Genomic DNA, 18,974 nt, shown 5'->3' on the forward strand with positions numbered 1-18,974 from the left:
CACACAGCCATGGGCGACGCAGCGCGGGTCGACCTCCGCGGCAGACAGGCCCTCGTGACCGGCGCGGCCCGGGGTCTGGGTGCCTCGATCGCCCGGAGACTGGCCGGGGCGGGAGCGGCCGTCCTCGTCGCCGATGTCCGCAAGGACCTGGCGCAGGAGCTCTGCGACGAGCTGAGCGGGCAGGGCCACGACGCCCGGTTCGTGGAGATGGACGTACGGGACCCCGCGGCGGTGGCCGCCGTCTTCGCGGAGCTGGAGAAGGACGGCCGGGCCGTCGACATCCTCGTCAACAACGCCGCCGTGGACGTCTCCAAGCCGATCGAGCACCTGACGGCCGACGAGGTGACGCGGGTCATCGGGACCAACCTGCTCGGGCCCATGTACCTGTGCCTGGAGACCTACCGGCGCATGATCGCCCGGGGCGGCGGCCACATCGTGAACATCCTGTCCACCGCGGCGAACCGGACCTGGACCGAGGCGGGCCCGTACGCGGCGGGCAAGTCGGGCCTGCGCGCCTTCACCCACACGCTGTTCCAGGAGGCGCAGCGCGACTGCGTGGGGATCGGGGTGACCGGCATCATCGCGGGCGGCATGGAGACCCCGTTCATCCTGGAGCGCTTCCCGGACGCCGATGTGAGCATGTTGCAGAAGCCCGACATCGTCGCCGACACCGTCCTCTACGCGCTGTCGGTCCCGGCGGGCAGCGTGGTGGGCGAGCTGGTCGTCGTACCGCGCAGGGAACCGTCCTGGCCCTGAGAACCGCCTGTTCTCGGGCCGGTCCCGCCGGTCCCGCCGGTCCCGCCGGTCCCGCCGGTCGCTCGGAAGGAAGGTCGTGCCATGACGACGCCGCCATTGTTCTCCCTGGCGCCGGTCGCCCCGCCGCCGTGGGGCAGGGCCCTGGTGACGGCGGGCACCGGTTTCCTCGGCTCGCACCTGTGCGAGCGGCTGCTCGACGCGGGCGTCGAGGTCGACTGCGTGGACCGGGCGGACCGGGCGGACCGGGCGGACCGGGCGGACCGGGCGGACCGGGTGGACCGCGTGCCCGACCCGGCGGATGACATCGCGCACCTGGCGGACAGCCCCGGCTTCCGCTTCCTGGAGCGCGACCTCGTGCGCCCCGGCTGCCCCGGCTCCCTCCCCGGGCCCTACGACCTCGTCCTGCACCTCACGTGCCGCACCCTGGGGGCGTCCGACAGCGATGCCGCCAGCGATGCCGCCCGGACGCGCAACGCCCTCGCCACGGCCGAGCGGGACGGTGCGCGCTTCCTTCTCGTCTCCACGTGCGCGCAGCACGCGTCGGAGCGGCTCTCCGAGGAGCTGACCACCGCGCACGCCGCCGCGCACGAGGCCGACGCGGGCATCGTGCGCGCTTTCCCCGCCTACGGGCCGCGCATGGGCCCGGACGACGGCGGCGGGCTGATCCCCGCCCTGATCCGGCAGGCCCTGGACGGCGGACCCGTGACCGTCCCCGGCGACGGCCGCGCGATCCCCTCGCTCTGCTACGTCGACGACCTCGTCGACGGCGTGCTCCTGGTCGCCGCCAGCCGGTCCGTGCGCCCGGTCGACATCGGCGGCGACCCCGGGGCGAGCGTCGAGCGGATCGCCCGCCAGGTGATCGAGCTGACCGGCTCCCATGCCCGCCTGGAGTTCGGCGGCGCACCCGCCGACACCGCCGAGCCACCACCGCCCGAGACGGGCTTCGCACACGAGCTGTACGGCTGGACACCCCGGGTCACCTGGGAGGACGGCCTGAAGCGCACCATCGCGTACTGCCTCGACCGACGTGACCGACGCAATCGGCTCGACGCACGCGACTGGCCCGGCGGCCTCGACCGACTGGAAGATCCTGGCGGGCCTCACCGGCGCGAAGGGCGCGACGACCGCGATGGGCTCGGCGGGCTCGACCGGCCGGACCGGTCTGGCGGCGCGGCGCGGCTCGACCTGCCCGGCGGCCCCGACCGGCCCGGTGGTCCTGGCCGTCCCGGCCAAGCCAACCGGTCCGACCGGAGGGGAAGCGTGTCGTGAAGGCGCTTGTCGTGTGCCTCGACGGTATGAGCGGGGTTCTTCTGTCCGGTCCCGCTGTTCGCGCGGTCGCTGCCGGGGCCGAGCACGTGACGCTGTTGTGCTCCCCGCGCGGGGAGGCCGCCGCCGCGCTGCTGCCCGGCGTCGACGAGGTGCTCGTCTGGGACGCGCCCTGGGAGGGGGCCCGGCCGCCGACGGTCGACGAGGCCGACGTCGACGGGCTGCTGCGCCGGCTGCGGGAAGCGGCGTACGACGTCGCGCTCGTCGTGCCCACCTCCGCGCGCGGCCCCCTGCCCATCGCGCTCCTGCTGAGGATGGCCCATGTGCACCGCATCGGGGCCGAGGGCGTCGACCACCCCGCCACCCTCGTAGACGTCAGCCATCCGCGGCTGCCGGGCCGGCACGACGCCGAGGCGGGGCTCGACCTCGCCGCCGCCCTGGGGTTCGCCCCGAGGGCCGGGGACGACGGCCGGCCGCGGATCCTCCCCGCCCCCGACACGAGCGGCCTCACCGGCAACGGCCCCTACGTCGTGCTGCACCCGGGCGCCGGAGCGCCGGAGCGGCGCTGGGGCGCCGGGCGCGCGGCCGAGACGGTGGCGCTGCTCGCCGACGCGGGGCACCGGGTCGTCGTCACCGGCGGCCCCGACGAGAGCGGGCTGTGCCGTGAGGTGAGCGGCGGCACGGCCGTCGATCTCGGGGGCCGTACCGGCCTGCGGACGCTGGCCGGGGTGGTGCGCGCGGCCGATGTCGTCGTCGCGGGCGACACCGGCCCCGCCCACCTCGCCGCCGCGACCGGCACCCCGGTCGTCTCCGTACGCTCCCCGGCCGTATCGGCGGAGCGCCGGGACCCCTACGGCGTACCGGCCGCCCTCCTCGGCGGTCCGGGCGGGGCCACGCCACAAGACGTGCTGCGCGCGGTGCGGAGCCTCATGAGACAAGGCGTGGCATGAGCGCGTCCGCCCCGCCGCGCACCACCGTCGCGGTGATCACCCGCAACCGCCGCGACAGCCTCGTACGCGCCCTCGACGAACTCGCGGCGCTGCCCGAGCGGCCGCCCGTCATCGTCGTCGACAACGGCTCCACCGACGCCACGGCCGAGGCGGTCCGCGCCCACCACGGCGGCGCCCGCGTGGTGGTGGCCGGGCACAACACCGGAGCCCTCGGCCGCAACCTCGCCGTCCGCCACGCCACCACCCCGTACGTGGCCTTCAGCGACGACGACTCCTGGTGGGCGCCGGGCGCCCTGGACAGCGCAGCCGACCTCTTCGACGCGCATCCGCGCCTCGGCCTGCTGGCCGCCCGCACCCTCGTCGGCCCCGACCGGGCGGAGGACCCGCTGAACCACGTGCTCGCCGACTCGCCGCTGCCGCCCGCCGCCGATCTGCCCGGCCGCCCCGTCCTCGGGTTCCTCGCGTGCGCGGCGATCGCGAGGCGCCGGGCCTTCCTCGACGCGGGCGGCTACCACCGGGTGCTGTTCTTCGGCGGCGAGGAGACCCTGCTCGCCTACGACCTCGCGGCCCGCGGCTGGGGCGTGACCTACGACCCGTCGGTGACGGCCCACCACCACCCCGACCCGGGCGCCCGCCTCGGCCGCTCCACCGTGCAGCGGCGCAACGCCCTGCTCACCGCCTGGCTCCGGCGGCCCCTGTCGGTGGCCCTGCGCTCCACCGCGCAGCTCGCCGGGGCGGCCGCGCGCGGCGAACGGGACGCCGCGACCGCGCTGAAGGGCGTCCTCGCCCGGCTCCCCGCCGCGCTGCGGGACCGCGACCCGCTGCCCGCCCGGGTCGAGCACGCGGCCCGGCTCCTCGACCGGCCCGCGCCGGGCGCACCGGGGCGGCGGCGATGACCGGCGCGGCCCGGCCCGATCCCCGTACGGCTGTCGTCGTGATCACCCAGGACCGGCGCCCGGAGCTGCTCCGCACCCTGCGCGTCCTGCGGAACCTCCCCGAACGGCCGCACGTGGTCGTCACCGACAACGGGTCGCGCGACGGCACGGCGGAGGCGGTCGCCCGGCTCTTCCCCGAGGTGGAACTCCTGCGCCCGGGGCGGAATCTGGGGGCCGCCGGGCGCAACCTCGCCGTCAGCCGGGTGCGCACGCCCTACGTGGCGTTCTGTGACGACGACACCTGGTGGGACCCCGGCTCGCTGCGCCGCGCCGCCGACCTGCTCGACGCGCATCCGGCCCTGGCGGCCGTCACGGCCCGGATCGTCGTCGAGCCGTCGGGGGAGGAGGACCCGGTGGTCGCGGAGTTGCGCGACTCGCCCCTGACCGGGCCCGACTGGCTGCCGGGGCCCGCGCTCGGCTCGTTCCTCGCCGCCGCCACGGTGATCCGCGTCGACGCCTTCCTGGCGGGGGGCGGCTTCCACCCGGGCCTGTTCCTCGGCGGCGAGGAGGAGCTGCTCGCCACCGACCTCCTCACCCGGGGCCTGTGGCTGGCCTACGTGCCCGAGCTGACGATCCATCACGCGGCGTCACCCGCCCGCGACAGCACCGGGCGGCGCGTCCTCGGCATCCGCAACACCCTGTGGTTCACCTGGCTGCGCCGTCCCTGGCCCGCCGCCCTGCGCCGGACGGCGCACCTGTTGCGCACCGTGCCCCGCGACACGGCGTCCGCGCGGGCCTTCGCCGAGGCGTTCGCCGGGCTGCCCTGGGTACTCAGGCAGCGCGCACCCGTCCCGGCGCACATCGAGGCGCGGCTCGTCGCCCTCGAGGAGGCGCGCCGCCATTCGACGGCCCGTCGCTACGTCGGCTGACCGGTGCGTGCGCGGCCTGTTTGCCCCAGCAAAAATGGGCATAGCTAAATGAACTGAATCAAACCGAACGTAATGGTTCGAAGGAGACGGCGAACGTGACGGACGTAGCGAGCAAGGGTCCTGGCCCGGACGACGACCGGGAGACGCTCACCAACCGGCAGGGCCACCCGGTCCACGACAACCAGAACCAGCGCACCGTCGGCGCCCGCGGCCCCGCGACGCTGGAGAACTACCAGTTCCTGGAGAAGATCAGCCACTTCGACCGCGAGCGCGTCCCCGAGCGCGTCGTGCACGCCCGCGGCGTGACCGCGTACGGGTACTTCGAGTCGTACGGCACCCTCGGCGACGAGCCGATCAGCCGCTTCACCCGCGCCAAGCTGTTCCAGGAGCGCGGCAAGCGCACCGACGTCGCCGTCCGCTTCTCCACCGTCATCGGCGGCCGCGACTCCTCCGAAGCCGCCCGCGACCCCCGCGGCTTCGCCGTGAAGTTCTACACCGAGGACGGCAACTGGGACCTCGTCGGCAACAACCTGGCCGTCTTCTTCATCCGGGACGCCATCAAGTTCCCCGACGTCATCCACGCCCTCAAGCCGGACCCCGTCACCCATGAGCAGCAGCCGCGCCGCATCTTCGACTTCATGTCGCAGACCCCCGAGTCCATGCACATGTTGATCAATCTGTTCAGCCCGCGCGGCATCCCCGCCGACTACCGCCACATGCAGGGCTTCGGCGTCAACACGTACAAGTGGGTCAACGACAGCGGCGAGAGCCTCCTCGTGAAGTACCACTGGCTCCCCAAGCAGGGCGTCCGCTCCATGACCGAGGAGGACGCGGCCAACGTCCAGGCCGACGGGCTCGGCCACGCCACCAAGGACCTGTACGAGTCGGTCGCCCGCGGCGAGTACCCCGAGTGGGAGCTGGTCGTCCAGGTCATGGAGGACCACGACCACCCCGAGCTCGACTTCGACCCGCTCGACGACACCAAGGTCTGGCCGGAGCAGGAGTTCCCGCCGAAGGCCGTCGGCCGGATGGTCCTGGACCGGATGCCGGAGAACTACTTCGCCGAGAACGAGCAGATCTCCTTCGGCACCGGCGTCCTCGTCGACGGGCTCGACTTCTCCGACGACAAGATGCTGGTGGGCCGCACCTTCTCCTACAGCGACACCCAGCGCTACCGGGTCGGCGCCAACTACCTCCAGCTCCCCGTCAACCAGGCCAAGAGCGCCGGGGTGCGCACCAACCAGCGCGACGGCCAGATGGCCTACCACGTCGACGGAGGCGGCGGGAACCCGCTCGTCAACTACGAGCCGTCCATCACCGGCGGCCTGCGCGAGGCGCAGTACCCCATCCCCGACGAGGTCGGCCCCGAGATCACCGGCAGGCTCACCCGCAAACGCATCCCGCGCACCAACGACTACCTCCAGGCCGGGCAGCGCTACTGCCTCATGGAGGAGTGGGAGCGCGACGACCTCGTCAAGAACTTCACCGACCTGCTGTCCCAGTGCGACCGGGCCGTGCAGGAGCGGATGGTCTGGCACTTCCTGCTCGTCGAGAACGAACTCGGCCTCAAGGTCGGCGACGGCCTCGGCATCGGCCCGAAGGACGTCGCGAGCCTTCAGCCGCTCGCCGGTCAGGACCTGACCGACGACGACCGCGCGCGCCTCGCCCGCCTCGGCGAGAACCCGCCGCGCGACGTCAGCGGACTGACGATGACGCACTGCGTCCCCGACGAACGGCACGTCGTCACCCGGTGACCGGCCCCCGGACCGCTCGCGTCGGCGGCGGCCCGGTCCCGGGCGTTTCGGGAACGGGCCGCGTCGGCGCGCGGCAACAGGCATGCTTGTAGGGCGAATCGGAGTGGGGCGGAGCAGGGCTCGCAGGGGGAGGCACTGATTCATGGCTGGTCCGGTGGCCGGACGAAGTGACGGTTTTTCGACCCACCGGCCGGAGCCCGCAGTGCTGCCGCCGAGGCCGTGCGCGTGGCTCGGCCTGGTCGCCGTGTGCGCGGCGCTCGTGGTCGTCGTGCTCGGCGTCCTGTACGCGGGTCACAGCGGACCCGGCGCCGTGGACCGGTGGTTCGTCGCTCCGACGGACGACAGCGTGAAGCCGCCGTGGCGGGCCGTCGCCCTCGTCGTCGACTTCCTGGCGGAGCCCGCGGGCTCCGCCCTCGTGATGGCGGCCGTCGTGGCGGGCCTCCTGTGGCTCAGGCGTCCGCGCGCCGCCGTGTCCGCCGTCGTCGCGGCCGGCCTCACCGTGGTCGTCGCCACGCTGGTCAAGTCCCTGGTGGGGCGCACCATCCACGGCCCGGACAACCTGTCCTACCCGAGCGGGCACACCGCCTTCCTCACGGCGGTCGCGCTCGTGGTGACCCTGACCCTGGTGCGCCGCACGGCGCTCGCCCTGCTCGTGGCGCTGGCCGCCGGGTCCGTCATGGGCTGGGCGCAGGTCGCCCTGAGCGCGCACTACCCGACCGACGTCCTCGCCGGATGGTGCACCGCGCTGGCGGTGGCCCCGGTGGCGGCGTGGGGTGTGGACCGGGTGGCCGACCGGGTGGCCACCCGGCGGGCGGGCCGGCCGGCCGACACCGGTGAGCCCGCCCGCCGCTAGCGGGCGTTCAGCTCACACCCGCCGCCGGAACACCGGCTTCACCGGGCGCCCGCCCGTCCACGCCGACGGATCCTCCGCGTCCAGCGCCTTGCGGTACACCGCGCACGCCTGGGCCACGACCTCCACCGTGCGGTCGATGTCGGCGTCGTCGAGAGCGCTGCTGACGACGAACGACGGGGCCAGGACACCGCCCGCCAGGAGCTGGCGCAGGAACAGCGTGCGGTACGGCTGCGACGGCCGCCCGGCCTCGTCGAGGGTGGCGAAGACCAGGTTGCTGGCGCGGCCCCGCACCAGTACGTGGTCGGCGACGCCCATGCTGGCCGCGGCCGACCGCACACCCGCCGCCAACCGCTCGCCCAGCGCGTGCAGCCGGGCCGTGATGCCCTCCTCGACGTACGTCGTGAGGACGGCCATCGCCGCCGCCAGGGAGTGCGTCTCCCCGCCGTGCGTCGTCGAAAGGAGGAAGACGCGGTCGTCCGCGTGGCGCAGCCCGCCCCGTTCCATCAGCTCGCGGCGGCCCGCGAGCGCGGAGACCGCGAAGCCGTTGCCCAGCGCCTTGCCGAAGGTGGAGAGGTCGGGCGTGACGCCGTACAGACCTTGCGCGCCCGCCTCCGACCAGCGCAGACCCGTGATCATCTCGTCGAAGACCAGGACGCAGCCGTGCCGGTCGGCGAGTTCGCGCAGGCCCGCCAGGTAGCCGGGCGGCGGCTCGGCATGGCCGGCCGGTTCCAGGATCAGGCAGGCGATCTCGCCCTCGTACCGGGTGAGGAGCTCCTCGGTGGCGGGCAGGTCCCCGTAGGGGAAGCTCACCGTCAGCTCACCGGTCTGCGGCGGGATCCCCGCGGACATGGGCGTCGTCGTGATGAACCAGTCGTCCGTGGAGAAGAACGGGTGGTCGCCGCAGATCGCCACCCGGGGGCGGCCGGTGACGGCGCGCGCCAGGCGGACGGCGGCGGTCGTGACGTCCGAGCCGTTCTTCGCGAACTTGACCATCTCCGCGCTCGGCACGGTCGCCAGGAACCGCTCCGCCGCCTCGACCTCCAGGATCGAGGGGCGGACGAAGTTGCCGCCCCGGTCCACCTCGCGGCGTACGGCCTCGGTGACGCGCGGGTGCGCGTGGCCGAGGCTGACCGAGCGCAGCCCCGACCCGTACTCGATGTAGCGGTTGCCGTCGACGTCCCACACGTGGGCCCCGCGGCCGTGGCTGATGACGGGGGCCAGGTGTTCGGGGTACTGGTCGTCGCCCTTGGCGTAGGTGTGCGCGCCGCCGGGGATCAGGGTGTGCAGGCGCTCGTTGGCCCGCCGGGACTCGGGGAGTTCGAACTCGTCCACGCCGGCCTCAGCTCTCCGCGTTCGCAATGTCGTTCTCCAGGTGCTTCAGGGTCTGCGCCAGGCTCGGTGCCCGCCGGTCCCGCTCCGAGACCAGGGCGGGCGGGAGCGGCCACGGGATCGCCAGGTCCGGGTCGTCGAAGGCGATCGTCACGTCCTCGGCCGGGTCGTGCGCGCGGTCGATCCGGTACGAGGTGTCGGCGGTCTCGGTGAGCGCCTGGAAGCCGTGCGCGCACCCCGCCGGGATGTAGAGGGTCTGCTGGGTCTCGCCGGACAGTTCGAAGGTGGCCCGGCCCAGGTAGGTGGGCGAGCCGGGGCGCAGGTCCACCACGACGTCGAAGATCCGCCCGTACGAGCAGCGCACCAGCTTGGCCTCCCCGGCGCCGGAGCGCAGGTGCATGCCGCGCAGGACGCCGCGTACGGAGCGGGAGACGCTGTCCTGGAGGAAGGCGTGCGGGTCGATCCCCACGGAGCGGACCACGTCGGCGTCGAAGGTGCGGCAGAAGAAGCCGCGCTCGTCGGCGTGCGGCGTCGGCTCGAACAGGTACGCCCCGTCGATCTCCGGGACTCGGGTGGCCTTCATCGTGTCTCCTGCGGGGCATGTGCGGGTTCTTCATGCGGGAACAGAGCGTGGGTCAAGGCTCTGAACTGGTGTTTCAGGCGGTCCGTCGCCGCCGCGTTGCGCTCTTCGAGCGTCCGCCGCAGCTCCGGCGACGCCTTCTCCAGGGACCGGAACTGTTCGAGCAGGCGGTCCGCGTCGACCTCGCGCGCCGGGTGGCAGTAGGCGCCGAGTCCCATGTCGGCCATGAGCGCGTCGCTCTTGGCCGCGTAGCTGAGCGCGAGGGTGGGCGTCCCGGCCTTCAGGGCGCAGACGAGGTTGTGGTAGCGCGTGGCCACCACCGCGTCGGCGGCCGCCGCCTCCGCCATCAGGCCGGCGAGGGAAGCGGCTCCGGACGCGGTGACCAGCGGGGAGCCGACCTCGGCGAGGACCGACTCCACCACCGCTACGTCGACGCCGTCGCCGGTGAGCAGCCGGACCTCCCTGCCCTCGTCGGCCAGCGTCCGGACGAACCGGGTGACGCCGTCGAGGTAGCGCCGGTGGATCTCGTCGGCGCGGTCGCGGTCGTCGTTGCTGCCGTGGAAGGCCATGACACCGACACACACACGGCCCCGGGTCTGCGACCGCACCTCAGGTGCCGGCAGCGCGAACGCCAGGTCCGGGTAGACCGCGTCGTGCGACGTGTCCACGCCCATCTCCCGCAGCGCGTCACGGGACAGGGCGTCCCGGTACGAGCGGTACGTGGCGCACCGCGCCGACCAGCGCACCAGGGTCCGCGTCGCCCGGACCCCGATCGGCCCCGCGCCCACGCTGACCAGCGCCACCCGGGTCCGTGTCAGCCGCCCGCCCGCGCACAGCAGGAACAGTGAGTACGGGAAACCCCACGGCCGCAGCGGCAGCGTGGCCTCCAGGACGCCCATGCCGGGGACGATCACGACGTCGTGCCTGCGCACCCAGCCGGCGGTGCGGAAGACGTCCACGACCTTGCCCAGGCCCTTGCCCGCGATGGCGCCCACCCGCGAGGCGGTCCGGTACTCCCCGCGGTACCAGTGCAGCCGCGTCGCCGGTATCCCGTACCGGGAGGAGACCGCCTCGGGGCCGCCGCACAGCGCGTCCACGACCGCGTCGGGGTGCTCCTCGCGGAGGTAGCCGAGCACCGCCTCCAGGGAGCCGTCGTTGCCGAGGTTCCCGGAGCCGAGCAGCCCGAACACCCCTACGCGCACCGGGGACTTGTCGCCCTTCCTCATGCCTGCCTGCCCTCGCGGCCCGCCACGATCTCGTCGAGGTCGACCGTGAGCAGCGCCGGGTCGACCGGCGCCCGGTCCTCGACGCGCTCGCCCGCGCCGCCCGGCCGGGCCCTGGTCGTCATCCACGTGCTGAGGTGGCGGTAGCAGGCGCGCCGGTCGGCGGCGGAGAGCGGGGCGCGCCGCACCGCCGAGACGAACCCGAGGACGTACTCGGCGAGCAGCCGGGGTGTCGGGTGGAGCACGCCCGCGCGGCGCGGGTCGAGGTTGACGCAGCGGGAGCGCTTGGACGGGTTCGCGCGCTCGGCGCGGGTGGGGTGGTCGCGGCGGAAGTAGAGCAGCTCGGGCACCTGGTGGAAGGGGCCGTGCAGGGCGATCTCGGCGACGAACGTGCGGTCCGCGTGGTGGTAGCTGTCGTGCGGCTTCACCCGGCGCAGCACCTCGGCGCGCATCACCCCGTAGAAGTCGTCGCCGCCGGACTCCATCAGCATGCTGCGGAACCGCTCGGGCGCGCTGGGTGAAGCGGTGTCGAGCGTGTACGCGTAGGGGACCGTGATGCGGCCCTCGCCGTCGATGACGGCCTGGTCGGCGTGGGCGAGGACGACGTCGGGGCGTTCGTCGAGCGCCTCGACGCACCGCCGCAGCAGGTCACGGGCGTACAGGTCGTCGTGCGAGGCCCACTTGAACAGTTCGCCCTTGCACTGCGTGAAGACGTAGTTGTGGTTGGGCGCCGCGCCGATGTTGCGGTGCAGCCGGATGTAGCGGATGCGGGGATCCTGCGCCTCGTACTTGCGGCAGATGTCCTGCGTTCCGTCGGTCGAGGCGTTGTCGGAGATGACCAGCTCGAAGTCCTCGTAGGTCTGGCCGAGCAGCGCGTCGAGCGCCTCGGCCAGGTACTCCTCGCCGTTGTAGACGGGAAGGCCGATGCTCAGCCGGGGGTGGGTGGTCAAGGCGTCCTCACTTCGGGGGGGTGGGGTGGTGGTGGTGCTCGCGCAGGGCGGACCGCAGTTGCAGCCACCACACGGCCGAGCCGCACAGGAGCGCGGCGGCGACGCCCCAGGCCGAGCCGGACGTGCCGCCGGCGACGGCTCCGCCGAGCCCTCCCGCGACGTAGAAGGCGGAGGCGCAGAGCTGGCTGCGCAGGCTGCGCTTCGCCGCGCCGAGTGCGCGCAGTCCGGCGGCGGCGCCGGTGCCGAGCCCCGCGCCCGCGACGCCGAGCGTGACCGGCACGATGAGCTGCGAGGCGCCGCTCCAGACGTCGCCGAGGACGAACTCGCCGAGCCTGTCCGGCATCAGGAGCAGCAGGCCGCCCCAGCACAGCGCGGCGACGGCCTGGCCGCCGCCGAGGACGAGGCAGAACGCGCCGAGGCGGTGCGGGGCCTGCCGCAGCACGCGGGCCGCCTCCGCGACGGTGACCAGGGAGAGCCCCATGAGCACGGCCATGAACGGGCCGAGCAGGAGCTCCGCGCCCCGGACCACGCCGACGGCGCTGACGCCGACGATCGCGCCGAGCCCGTACGCCCGCAGCTGGCTGGCGCCGCTGTTGGTGACGTTCTCGACGAGGTAGCGGTAGCCGAGGTCGTGGTGGGCGCGCAGCCAGGCGCGGGCCTGGGTCGCCCGGGGCCGGATACGGGACTGGAACCAGCCGTACAGGGCGGCCACCGCGGCGGAGCCGCCCCAGGCGAGCACGAACGCGGCCACGCTGCCCTGGTGTGCCGCGAGGAACAGGGCGGGGACGAGCGCGACGCCCCACACGATGTCGTTGACGAACGCCTTCCGGCCGGCCCCGGCGGCGAAGAACGCGAACCGCCACGCGTCCTGGAGCAGCAGCCCCGGCAGGACGACACCGAGGCAGGCGAACGCGGGCCCCACATGGCCGCCGACGACGAGCCCGACGACCAGGGACACCGCGCCGAGCGCCGTGCCGACGCCGAGCGCGGTGCCCGACGCACGGGCCGTCGCCGCCCGCCAGGACTCCTCCGGGACGCCGCTGAAGCGGACCATCAGCGGATCGGTGGCCACCCCGCGCGAGACGTTGAGCACCACGCCGTACGTCACCCAGGCCAGGCTGAAGACGCCGAACGCGGTCAGTCCGAGCGAGCGGGCCACATAGATGCCCACCGCGAAGTTGGAGATGCTGGAGGCCGCCTGGTCCGCCAGGCCCCAGGACAGGCGGCCCGCGACGGCGCGCCGGGCCGAGCGGCCCGGTCGCGCCGTCGCCCGCGCCTTCTCCTCGTCGGTGGTCATCGGCGTCATGCCTTGATCAGTCCGGCGCCGTGCAGGGCGTCGGCCGCGGCGGCGACGGTCTCGAACGGCAGCCCGGCCCGCTCGGCGACGTCGAGGAGACTGTGCTCGCCGTCGGAGAGGCTGAGCACCCACAACATCGCCATCTGCGCCTCCTTGGCGTCGCTGCGCCCGCCGAGCGAGTCGTAGAGACCGCGCCGCCCGAGCTGCGGTTCGCCGTACGGGCTGAGGTTGACGTAGGCCCGGTTCCGGTCGAGCACCGCGAACGCCTCCCGGCACACCGCGAGGGTGTCCGTCATCGCCTCCGGGGAGACGAAGTCCGGGTTGTCCGCCGAGGTGTGGTACTCCGGGTAGCCCGCGTACGGGGTCCGGCTGAGCGAGCCCACGCCGAGGTCGAACCCGGGCGAGCAGTACTGCCGCTCGTCGTACCCGTACGGCGTGAACTCCCGGATGGTGTGCGGGCGTTCGGAGGCGGTGAGGACGTGCTCCAGCACCCGGTCGATCTCCGCGTTCCCGCGCCGGCTCTGCTTGTACGTGAGCTGCCCGCGGTCGCCCGCGCAGGCCAGCACGAGCCCGTGCTTCACCTGCTCGATGCGGTCCGCGTTGCGCGCCAGCCACGTGATCGCGCCGATGGTGCCGGGCGCGAAGATGAACCGGTAGGTGTAGTACGGCTGTCGCTCCTGCTCCGCGAGGGCGCGCGCGAGGTACGTCGCCACCGCGACGCCCGCCAGGTTGTCGTTGGCGAGCGACGGATGGCAGACGTGGCAGGAGACGATGACCTCCTCGGGGACCTGCCCGGGGATCACGTGCTCGGCATAGGTGAGGTGCCCGTCGGCGAGCGTGGAGTCCACGCGTACCTCGTACTCGCCCTCCGGCAGCGCGTCCAGGGTCTCCTGCGCAAGGCAGAAGCCCCATTCCGGCTTGTAGTAGCTGGTGCGGTACGGCACCCAGGACGGATGGTCCGGCAGCGTGTACAGGTGCGGGCGCAGCTCCGACAGCGGCATCGTCGCCGCCACCGGCACGCTGTAGCCGAGCACGTGCAGGCTGGACGCCCGGAAGTCGACGACCCGCTCGCCCGAGGCGTCGGCGACGTAGGCGTCCCGGATGTTCCACTCCTGCGGCACCGTCCAGTCGAGCACCTGCGTGCCCGTCGCCACCTCGTGCGTCTCGAGCGGGAGGTACTCGCCGACGATCTCCAGGGTGGCGCGGACGCCGTCCCCGGTGATGCTCCGGCAGAGCGGGTACAACCGCTCCACCAGGGCGTGCATCTCCTCGCCCGTCGTCGTCACCGGCGCCACCGCAGGGTGTCGTCGACGGAACCGGCCTCGGACGCCGCGCGGAGCACGGCGAGACGGGTGAAGCGCTGGTCGAAGGCGTCCTTGGTCAGGCCGTGCGCGCGGTAGGCGTCGGCGAGTTCGAGGGCGCCCCGCTTGACCGACCACTCGCAGTCGAAGCCGGGGACCGCGGCGCGGAAGCGGGCGAAGTCGACGCGGTAGGAGCGCGGGTCGGCGCCGTTCTCGCCGGTGATGTTCACCTTCGAGCCGGGCACCGCGTCGGCGACCTGCTCGGCGATCTCGGCGACCGTGACGTTGTTGGCCTCGGTGCCGATATTGAACGCCTTGTCGTGGACGGCCTCGCGCGGCGCGTCGAGCGCGGCGGTGAAGGCGCGCGCGATGTCGGCGGCGTGCACGAGCGGCCGCCAGGGCGTGCCGTCGGAGAGGACCAGGACCTCCCCGGACAGGAGCGCGTGCCCCACCAGGTTGTTCAGCACGATGTCGGCGCGCAGCCTGGGGGAGAAGCCGAACGCCGTGGCGTTGCGCATGTAGACCGGGGTGAAGTCGTCGTCGGCGAGGGCGTGCAGGTCGTCCTCGACCCGCACCTTCGACTCGGCGTACGGGGTGACCGGGCGCAACGGGGCGTCCTCGCCGACCAGTTCACCGCCGCCCGCCGCGCCGTAGACGGAGCAGGTCGACGCGTACAGGAAGCGGCGCACCCCCGCCTCACGGGCGAGGCGGGCGAGGTGGACCGACGCGTGGTGGTTGATGTCGTAGGTGAGCTGCGGTGCGAGCGCGCCCAGGGGGTCGTTGGAGAGGGCGGCCAGGTGGATCACGGCGTCCACCCCGGCGACGTGTTCGGCCGTGACGTCGCGCAGGTCGACCCGCGCACCCGGCGGGTCGTCGGGGGTGGGGCCGAGGACACAGTCCGCGAACAGGCCGGCGTCCAGGCCGACGACGTCGTGTCCGGCGGCCTTCAGGACCGGGGCCATGACGGTGCCCAGGTAGCCCTGGTGTCCGGTGAGCAAAACGCGCAAGGTTCAATCCCCCAGGTCGAGAACGAGTTTGGTGACGGCGAAGGCTTCTGCGTAGCGGGCGTGGCATTCGATGCCACGGATCCGGGCGAGGCCGAGGAAGGCCTCGCGGTCGTACCAGGGACGGTGGCGCTGGGACGCGTAGTGCTCCTGGAGGAGGCGCACCTTCCGCTCGGCGATCTCCTCCGGCAGCGGCTGGTACGCCGCCATCCGGCCGAGATCGCCGTCCCACTTGACGATCTCGTAGCCGAGGACGAGGTGGTCGCGGAAGGCGGTCGTCATCAGCTGTGCCAGGCCCCGGTGGTCCTGGTGCGCGTCGTCGGTGCGCGGGGCGAGGACCAGGTCGGGCCCGGTCCGCGCGCGTAGCTCCTCGACGGCCGCCTTCGCCTCCTCCCACTGCGCGGGCAGCCGTCCGTCGGCCAGCTTGAGCACGGTCAGGCGCAGGTCCGCGCCGGGGCAGAACGCGGCGAGCGCGGCCTGCTCCTCCTGCTCCCGCTCGGTGCCGCCGCCGGAAAGGACGAGGGCGTCCACTTGTATGCCGGGCCGCGCCTCGCACAGGGCGAGCAGGGTGCCGCCCGCGCCGATCGCGATGTCGTCGCAGTGGGCGCCCACCGCGACGACCCCGGCGAGCGGACGCCCGGCGCCGAGCCGGATCACGCGCGCACCCCCGCGCCGTCCTGCTCCCACACGGCCCACGGGCGGTCGCCGCGCGCGTAGGCGGCGTCGAGGGCGGCCCGCTCCTTCACGGTGTCGGTCGGCTTCCAGAAACCGCGGTGCTTGTACGCCACCGCCCGTCCCCGCTTGGCCAGTTGGGCGCAGCCGTCGGCGACCAGGTCCCCGCCCTCCGGGATGTGGTCGAAGACCTCCTGGCGGAGCACGAAGTAGCCGCCGTTCTCCCACAGCGGCATGTCGCTGACCGCGGTGATCCCGCCGACCAGGCTGTCCTCGCCGAGGTCCACGCAGTGGAACGAGGACTGCGGCGGCACCACCATCATCGAGGCGCCCGCGTCGCGCTCGGCGAACGAGTCGATCATCTGGGGCAGCGGCGCGTCGGTGAGCACGTCGGCGTAGTTGGCGAGGAACATCTCGTCCCCCTCCAGGTGGTGGCGGACCCGGCGAAGCCGCTCACCGATCGGCGACTCGATGCCGGTCTGCGCGAACGTGATCGTCCAGTCGGCTATGTCGGTGGAGAGCAGCTCGGTCTGCCCGCCGCGGAGCACGAAGTCGTTGGAGGTCGTCTCCTCGTAGTTGAGGAAGAAGTTCTTGATGTGGTGGGCGCCGTAGCCCAGGCACAGGATGAACTCCTTGTGCCCGTAGTGCGCGTAGTAGCGCATGACGTGCCAGATCAGCGGGCGCGGGCCGACCATCGCCATCGGCTTGGGCATGTCGTCGGAGGCGCCGGCGCGCATCCGCAGTCCGTAACCGCCGCAGAACAGGACGACCTTCATGCTGTGACCTCTTTCGGCGCGGCCTCGACGACGCTCAGTTCCGGGATGGGGAAGACCAGGCGGCCGCCCCACTCGTGCACGAAGGCGAGCTGTTCGGTCAGCTCCGCCCGCAAATTCCAGGGCAGGATCAGGACGTAGTCGGGCCGGTCGGCCTCGATCTGCTCGGGCGGCAGGATCGGGATGCGGGTGCCCGGGGTGTACCTGCCGTGCTTGTAGGGGTTGCGGTCGACCGTGTACGCGAGCAGGTCGGGCCGGATGCCGCAGTGGTTGAGCAGCGTGTTGCCCTTGCCGGGGGCGCCGTAGCCGACGACGGTCTTGCCCTCCTCGGCCGCTGTGATGAGGAACTTGAGGAGGTCGCGGCGGACCTTCGCCACCCGCGCGGAGAACTCCTCGTACCCGGACAGCTCCTGGAGCCCGGCGGCCTTCTCCTTGCCGAGGACGTCGGCGACGCGGCTGCTCGGCTCGCCTGCCACCTCGGCGGGGCGCGCCCACAGCCGGATGGAGCCGCCGTGCGTCGGCAGCAGCTCCACGTCCACCAGGGCGAGTCCGCCGCTGGCGAGCGCCCGGATCGCGGAGGCGACCGTGTAGTACTGGAAGTGCTCGTGGTAGATCGTGTCGTACTGGTTCTCCTCGATCAGCGTCAGCAGGTGCTGCACCTCGATGGAGACCCAGCCGTCGTCGGCGACCAGGGCGCGCAGGCCCTGCGTGAAGCCGACCACGTCGGGGATGTGCGCGTACACGTTGTTCGCCACGACCAGGTTCGCCGGGCCGTTCTCGGCGCGGGCGGCCGCCCCGGTCTCCGGGGACAGGAACGCGGTGAGGGTGGGCACCCCCGCGTCCCGTGCCGCGCCGCCGACGTTCACCGACGGCTCGATGCCCAGGCAGCGGATCCCCCGGTCCACCACGTGCTTGAGCAGGTAGCCGTCATTGCTCGCGACCTCGACCACGAAGGAGTCGGCGCCGAGGCCCACCCGCTCCGCGGCGTCCGCGACGAACGTGCGCGCGTGCTCGACCCAGCTGGTCGAGAAGGAGGAGAAGTACGCGTACTCGCTGAACGTCTCCTCGGGTGTGATCAGCGGTGGTATCTGCGCGAGCCAGCAGTCGGTGCAGACCCGCAGATGCAGCGGGTACGCGGGCTCGGCCTCGTCCAGTTGGTCCGCGGCGAGAAAGCTCTCGCACGGTGGCGTCGCCCCCAGGTCGACGACGCTGGTCAGCGCCGTCGAGCCGCAAAGTCGGCATCTCGTCATCTCGTTCCCCCCATTGCTCTCGACCGGTCCGCGATCACGGCCCGGTACCCCTCCTCCAGGCGTTCGAGGCCGACGGCGGGGCTGAAGCCCCGCTCGTAGCGGCTCCGGGCCGCCCGGCCCATCTCCTGGTTGCGTCCCCGCTCTGCCGCGATCCGGCGGATGCCGTCCGCGAGCGAGGCGCTGTCGCCGGGCGTGTGGAGCAACCCCGTCACGCCGTCGTCGACCAGCTCGACGAAGGAGCCGTGCGCGGCGGCGACGGCCGGGACCCCGGCCGCCATCGCCTCCACGACCACCAGGCCGAACGTCTCCTGGTACACCGAGGGCGCGAGGACCGCGACCGACCGCGCGACGGCCTCCTGGCACTGCGCCGGGTCGTACAGACCCGCGTAGCGCACGTCGTCGCGGCCCGCCGCCCAGGCGGCCACCTCGTCCTTCAGCGGGCCCGCCCCGGCGATGACGAGCGGCACGCCCGCCCCGCCGTCCGCCCGCAGCCCGTCCCACGCGGCCATGAGCAGCCGCACCCCCTTGGCCTCGGTGAGGCGGCCGAAGTAGAGCACGTGCTCGCCCGCGGCGCCCTCCCGCCGGACACCGGGCTCGGTGACGAAGTTGTGCTTCACCGCGAGCCGGTCGGCGGGCATCCCGGCGCCCACGAGGATGTCGCGCTGCGCGGCGGAGATGCAGAAGAACCGGTCCACGTCCGACCACCACCGCCGCCGGTTCACGGCCACGCTCACCGCGAGCGGCACCGTCGCGAGCCGTGAGCCGCGGTAGCAGCCGTGCCGGACACCGGCCAGCGGCACCCGCGTACCGACGCACTCGGTGCACGGCCTGCCGCCCCGCTCCAGCGTCCCCGGCGGGCAGATCTGGTAGTAGTTGTGCAGCGTCGTGACGACCGGCACCCCGGCGTCGGCGCAGGCGGCGATCACCGCGGGCGACAGCAGCGGGAACACGTTGTGGACATGGACCACGTCCGGCCGCTCGGCCCGTAACTTCGCCGCCAGCTCCTTGCGGACGGCCCCGTTCCACGGCACCTGGAGCGGCACCGCGACCTTGCCGAGAAGAGACCGGCCCGCGATGTCGTCGCTGCGCCGCGCGAACACCTCGACCCGGTGCCCCGCCTCGCGCAGCAGCCGCACCTCCTGCTCCACGACCTTATTCTCACCGCTCGGCTGCGCCGAGACGTAGAAGTTGTGCACGATCAGGATGTGCATG

At 73.4% G+C, this 18,974-nt stretch carries 18 protein-coding genes; 7 read left to right on the forward strand and 11 right to left on the reverse strand.

The features are described from left to right. The first annotated feature begins 9 nt into the window (after positions 1-9). From ACH4RC_RS00845 to ACH4RC_RS00875, 7 genes are all read left to right on the forward strand, one after another. The gene (locus ACH4RC_RS00845; RefSeq protein ID WP_398193369.1) at positions 10-756 is read left to right on the forward strand and encodes an SDR family oxidoreductase; all 747 of its coding nucleotides are present in this window, start codon (positions 10-12) and stop codon (positions 754-756) included. An 81-nt stretch (positions 757-837) separates the two neighbouring features. Further along, positions 838-2,025, forward strand: coding sequence for an NAD-dependent epimerase/dehydratase family protein (locus ACH4RC_RS00850; RefSeq protein WP_398193372.1), 1,188 nt, complete (start codon positions 838-840; stop codon positions 2,023-2,025). Then, positions 2,022-2,972, forward strand: coding sequence for a glycosyltransferase family 9 protein (locus tag ACH4RC_RS00855; RefSeq protein ID WP_398193375.1), 951 nt, complete (start codon positions 2,022-2,024; stop codon positions 2,970-2,972). Before ACH4RC_RS00850 ends, ACH4RC_RS00855 begins: the two co-directional genes overlap by 4 nt. Then, the gene (locus ACH4RC_RS00860; RefSeq protein ID WP_398193377.1) at positions 2,969-3,868 is read left to right on the forward strand and encodes a glycosyltransferase family 2 protein; all 900 of its coding nucleotides are present in this window, start codon (positions 2,969-2,971) and stop codon (positions 3,866-3,868) included. Before ACH4RC_RS00855 ends, ACH4RC_RS00860 begins: the two co-directional genes overlap by 4 nt. Continuing rightward, positions 3,865-4,776: a glycosyltransferase family 2 protein gene (locus ACH4RC_RS00865; RefSeq protein ID WP_398193379.1), complete on the forward strand. Its 912-nt coding sequence runs from the start codon at positions 3,865-3,867 to the stop codon at positions 4,774-4,776. Before ACH4RC_RS00860 ends, ACH4RC_RS00865 begins: the two co-directional genes overlap by 4 nt. A 95-nt stretch (positions 4,777-4,871) precedes the next feature. Beyond that, entirely contained in the window at positions 4,872-6,530 is a 1,659-nt protein-coding gene (locus ACH4RC_RS00870) for a catalase (RefSeq protein WP_398193380.1), read from the forward strand. Positions 6,531-6,672: 142 nt separating this feature from the next. Then, positions 6,673-7,383, forward strand: coding sequence for a phosphatase PAP2 family protein (locus tag ACH4RC_RS00875; protein ID WP_398193383.1), 711 nt, complete (start codon positions 6,673-6,675; stop codon positions 7,381-7,383). A gap of 12 nt (positions 7,384-7,395) precedes the next feature. Here the strand turns inward: ACH4RC_RS00875 and ACH4RC_RS00880 are convergent, their stop codons facing one another. Genes ACH4RC_RS00880 through ACH4RC_RS00930 form a run of 11 tightly spaced genes read right to left on the reverse strand, consistent with a single transcriptional unit; the run spans position 7,396 to position 18,973 of the window. After that, complete coding sequence (locus tag ACH4RC_RS00880) at positions 7,396-8,715, reverse strand: glutamate-1-semialdehyde 2,1-aminomutase (protein ID WP_398193385.1); 1,320 nt, start codon at positions 8,713-8,715, stop codon at positions 7,396-7,398. Between the two features lie 7 nt (positions 8,716-8,722). After that, on the reverse strand, positions 8,723-9,295 hold the full coding sequence (rfbC, locus tag ACH4RC_RS00885) for a dTDP-4-dehydrorhamnose 3,5-epimerase (protein WP_398193388.1): 573 nt from the start codon (positions 9,293-9,295) through the stop codon (positions 8,723-8,725). Then, the gene (locus ACH4RC_RS00890; RefSeq protein WP_398193391.1) at positions 9,292-10,518 is read right to left on the reverse strand and encodes a polysaccharide pyruvyl transferase family protein; all 1,227 of its coding nucleotides are present in this window, start codon (positions 10,516-10,518) and stop codon (positions 9,292-9,294) included. The genes rfbC and ACH4RC_RS00890 overlap by 4 nt, the downstream gene beginning before the upstream one ends. Then, complete coding sequence (locus ACH4RC_RS00895) at positions 10,515-11,465, reverse strand: glycosyltransferase family 2 protein (RefSeq protein ID WP_398193393.1); 951 nt, start codon at positions 11,463-11,465, stop codon at positions 10,515-10,517. The genes ACH4RC_RS00890 and ACH4RC_RS00895 overlap by 4 nt, the downstream gene beginning before the upstream one ends. A 7-nt stretch (positions 11,466-11,472) precedes the next feature. After that, entirely contained in the window at positions 11,473-12,762 is a 1,290-nt protein-coding gene (locus ACH4RC_RS00900) for a hypothetical protein (protein ID WP_398195608.1), read from the reverse strand. Positions 12,763-12,767: 5 nt separating this feature from the next. Beyond that, entirely contained in the window at positions 12,768-14,057 is a 1,290-nt protein-coding gene (locus ACH4RC_RS00905) for a DUF4910 domain-containing protein (RefSeq protein WP_398193395.1), read from the reverse strand. Beyond that, a complete protein-coding gene (locus ACH4RC_RS00910) occupies positions 14,045-15,070 on the reverse strand; it encodes an NAD-dependent epimerase/dehydratase family protein (protein WP_398193398.1) in 1,026 nt (341 codons plus the stop codon). The genes ACH4RC_RS00905 and ACH4RC_RS00910 overlap by 13 nt, the downstream gene beginning before the upstream one ends. A gap of 3 nt (positions 15,071-15,073) precedes the next feature. After that, positions 15,074-15,724, reverse strand: a complete 651-nt coding sequence (locus tag ACH4RC_RS00915) for a PIG-L deacetylase family protein (RefSeq protein ID WP_398193400.1) — start codon at positions 15,722-15,724, stop codon at positions 15,074-15,076. Further along, positions 15,721-16,515, reverse strand: a complete 795-nt coding sequence (locus tag ACH4RC_RS00920) for a glucose-1-phosphate cytidylyltransferase (RefSeq protein WP_398193403.1) — start codon at positions 16,513-16,515, stop codon at positions 15,721-15,723. The genes ACH4RC_RS00915 and ACH4RC_RS00920 overlap by 4 nt, the downstream gene beginning before the upstream one ends. Then, a complete protein-coding gene (locus ACH4RC_RS00925; RefSeq protein WP_398193404.1) occupies positions 16,512-17,762 on the reverse strand; it encodes a class I SAM-dependent methyltransferase in 1,251 nt (416 codons plus the stop codon). The genes ACH4RC_RS00920 and ACH4RC_RS00925 overlap by 4 nt, the downstream gene beginning before the upstream one ends. Continuing rightward, positions 17,759-18,973 carry a glycosyltransferase gene (locus ACH4RC_RS00930; RefSeq protein WP_398193407.1) on the reverse strand — a complete coding sequence of 405 codons (1,215 nt, stop codon included), beginning with the start codon at positions 18,971-18,973 and terminating at the stop codon, positions 17,759-17,761. Before ACH4RC_RS00930 ends, ACH4RC_RS00925 begins: the two co-directional genes overlap by 4 nt. Position 18,974: the final 1 nt, after the last annotated feature.

Origin of the sequence: Streptomyces sp. NPDC016845, assembly GCF_044332585.1 — a bacterium.
Classification (GTDB): Bacteria; Actinomycetota; Actinomycetes; order Streptomycetales; family Streptomycetaceae; genus Streptomyces.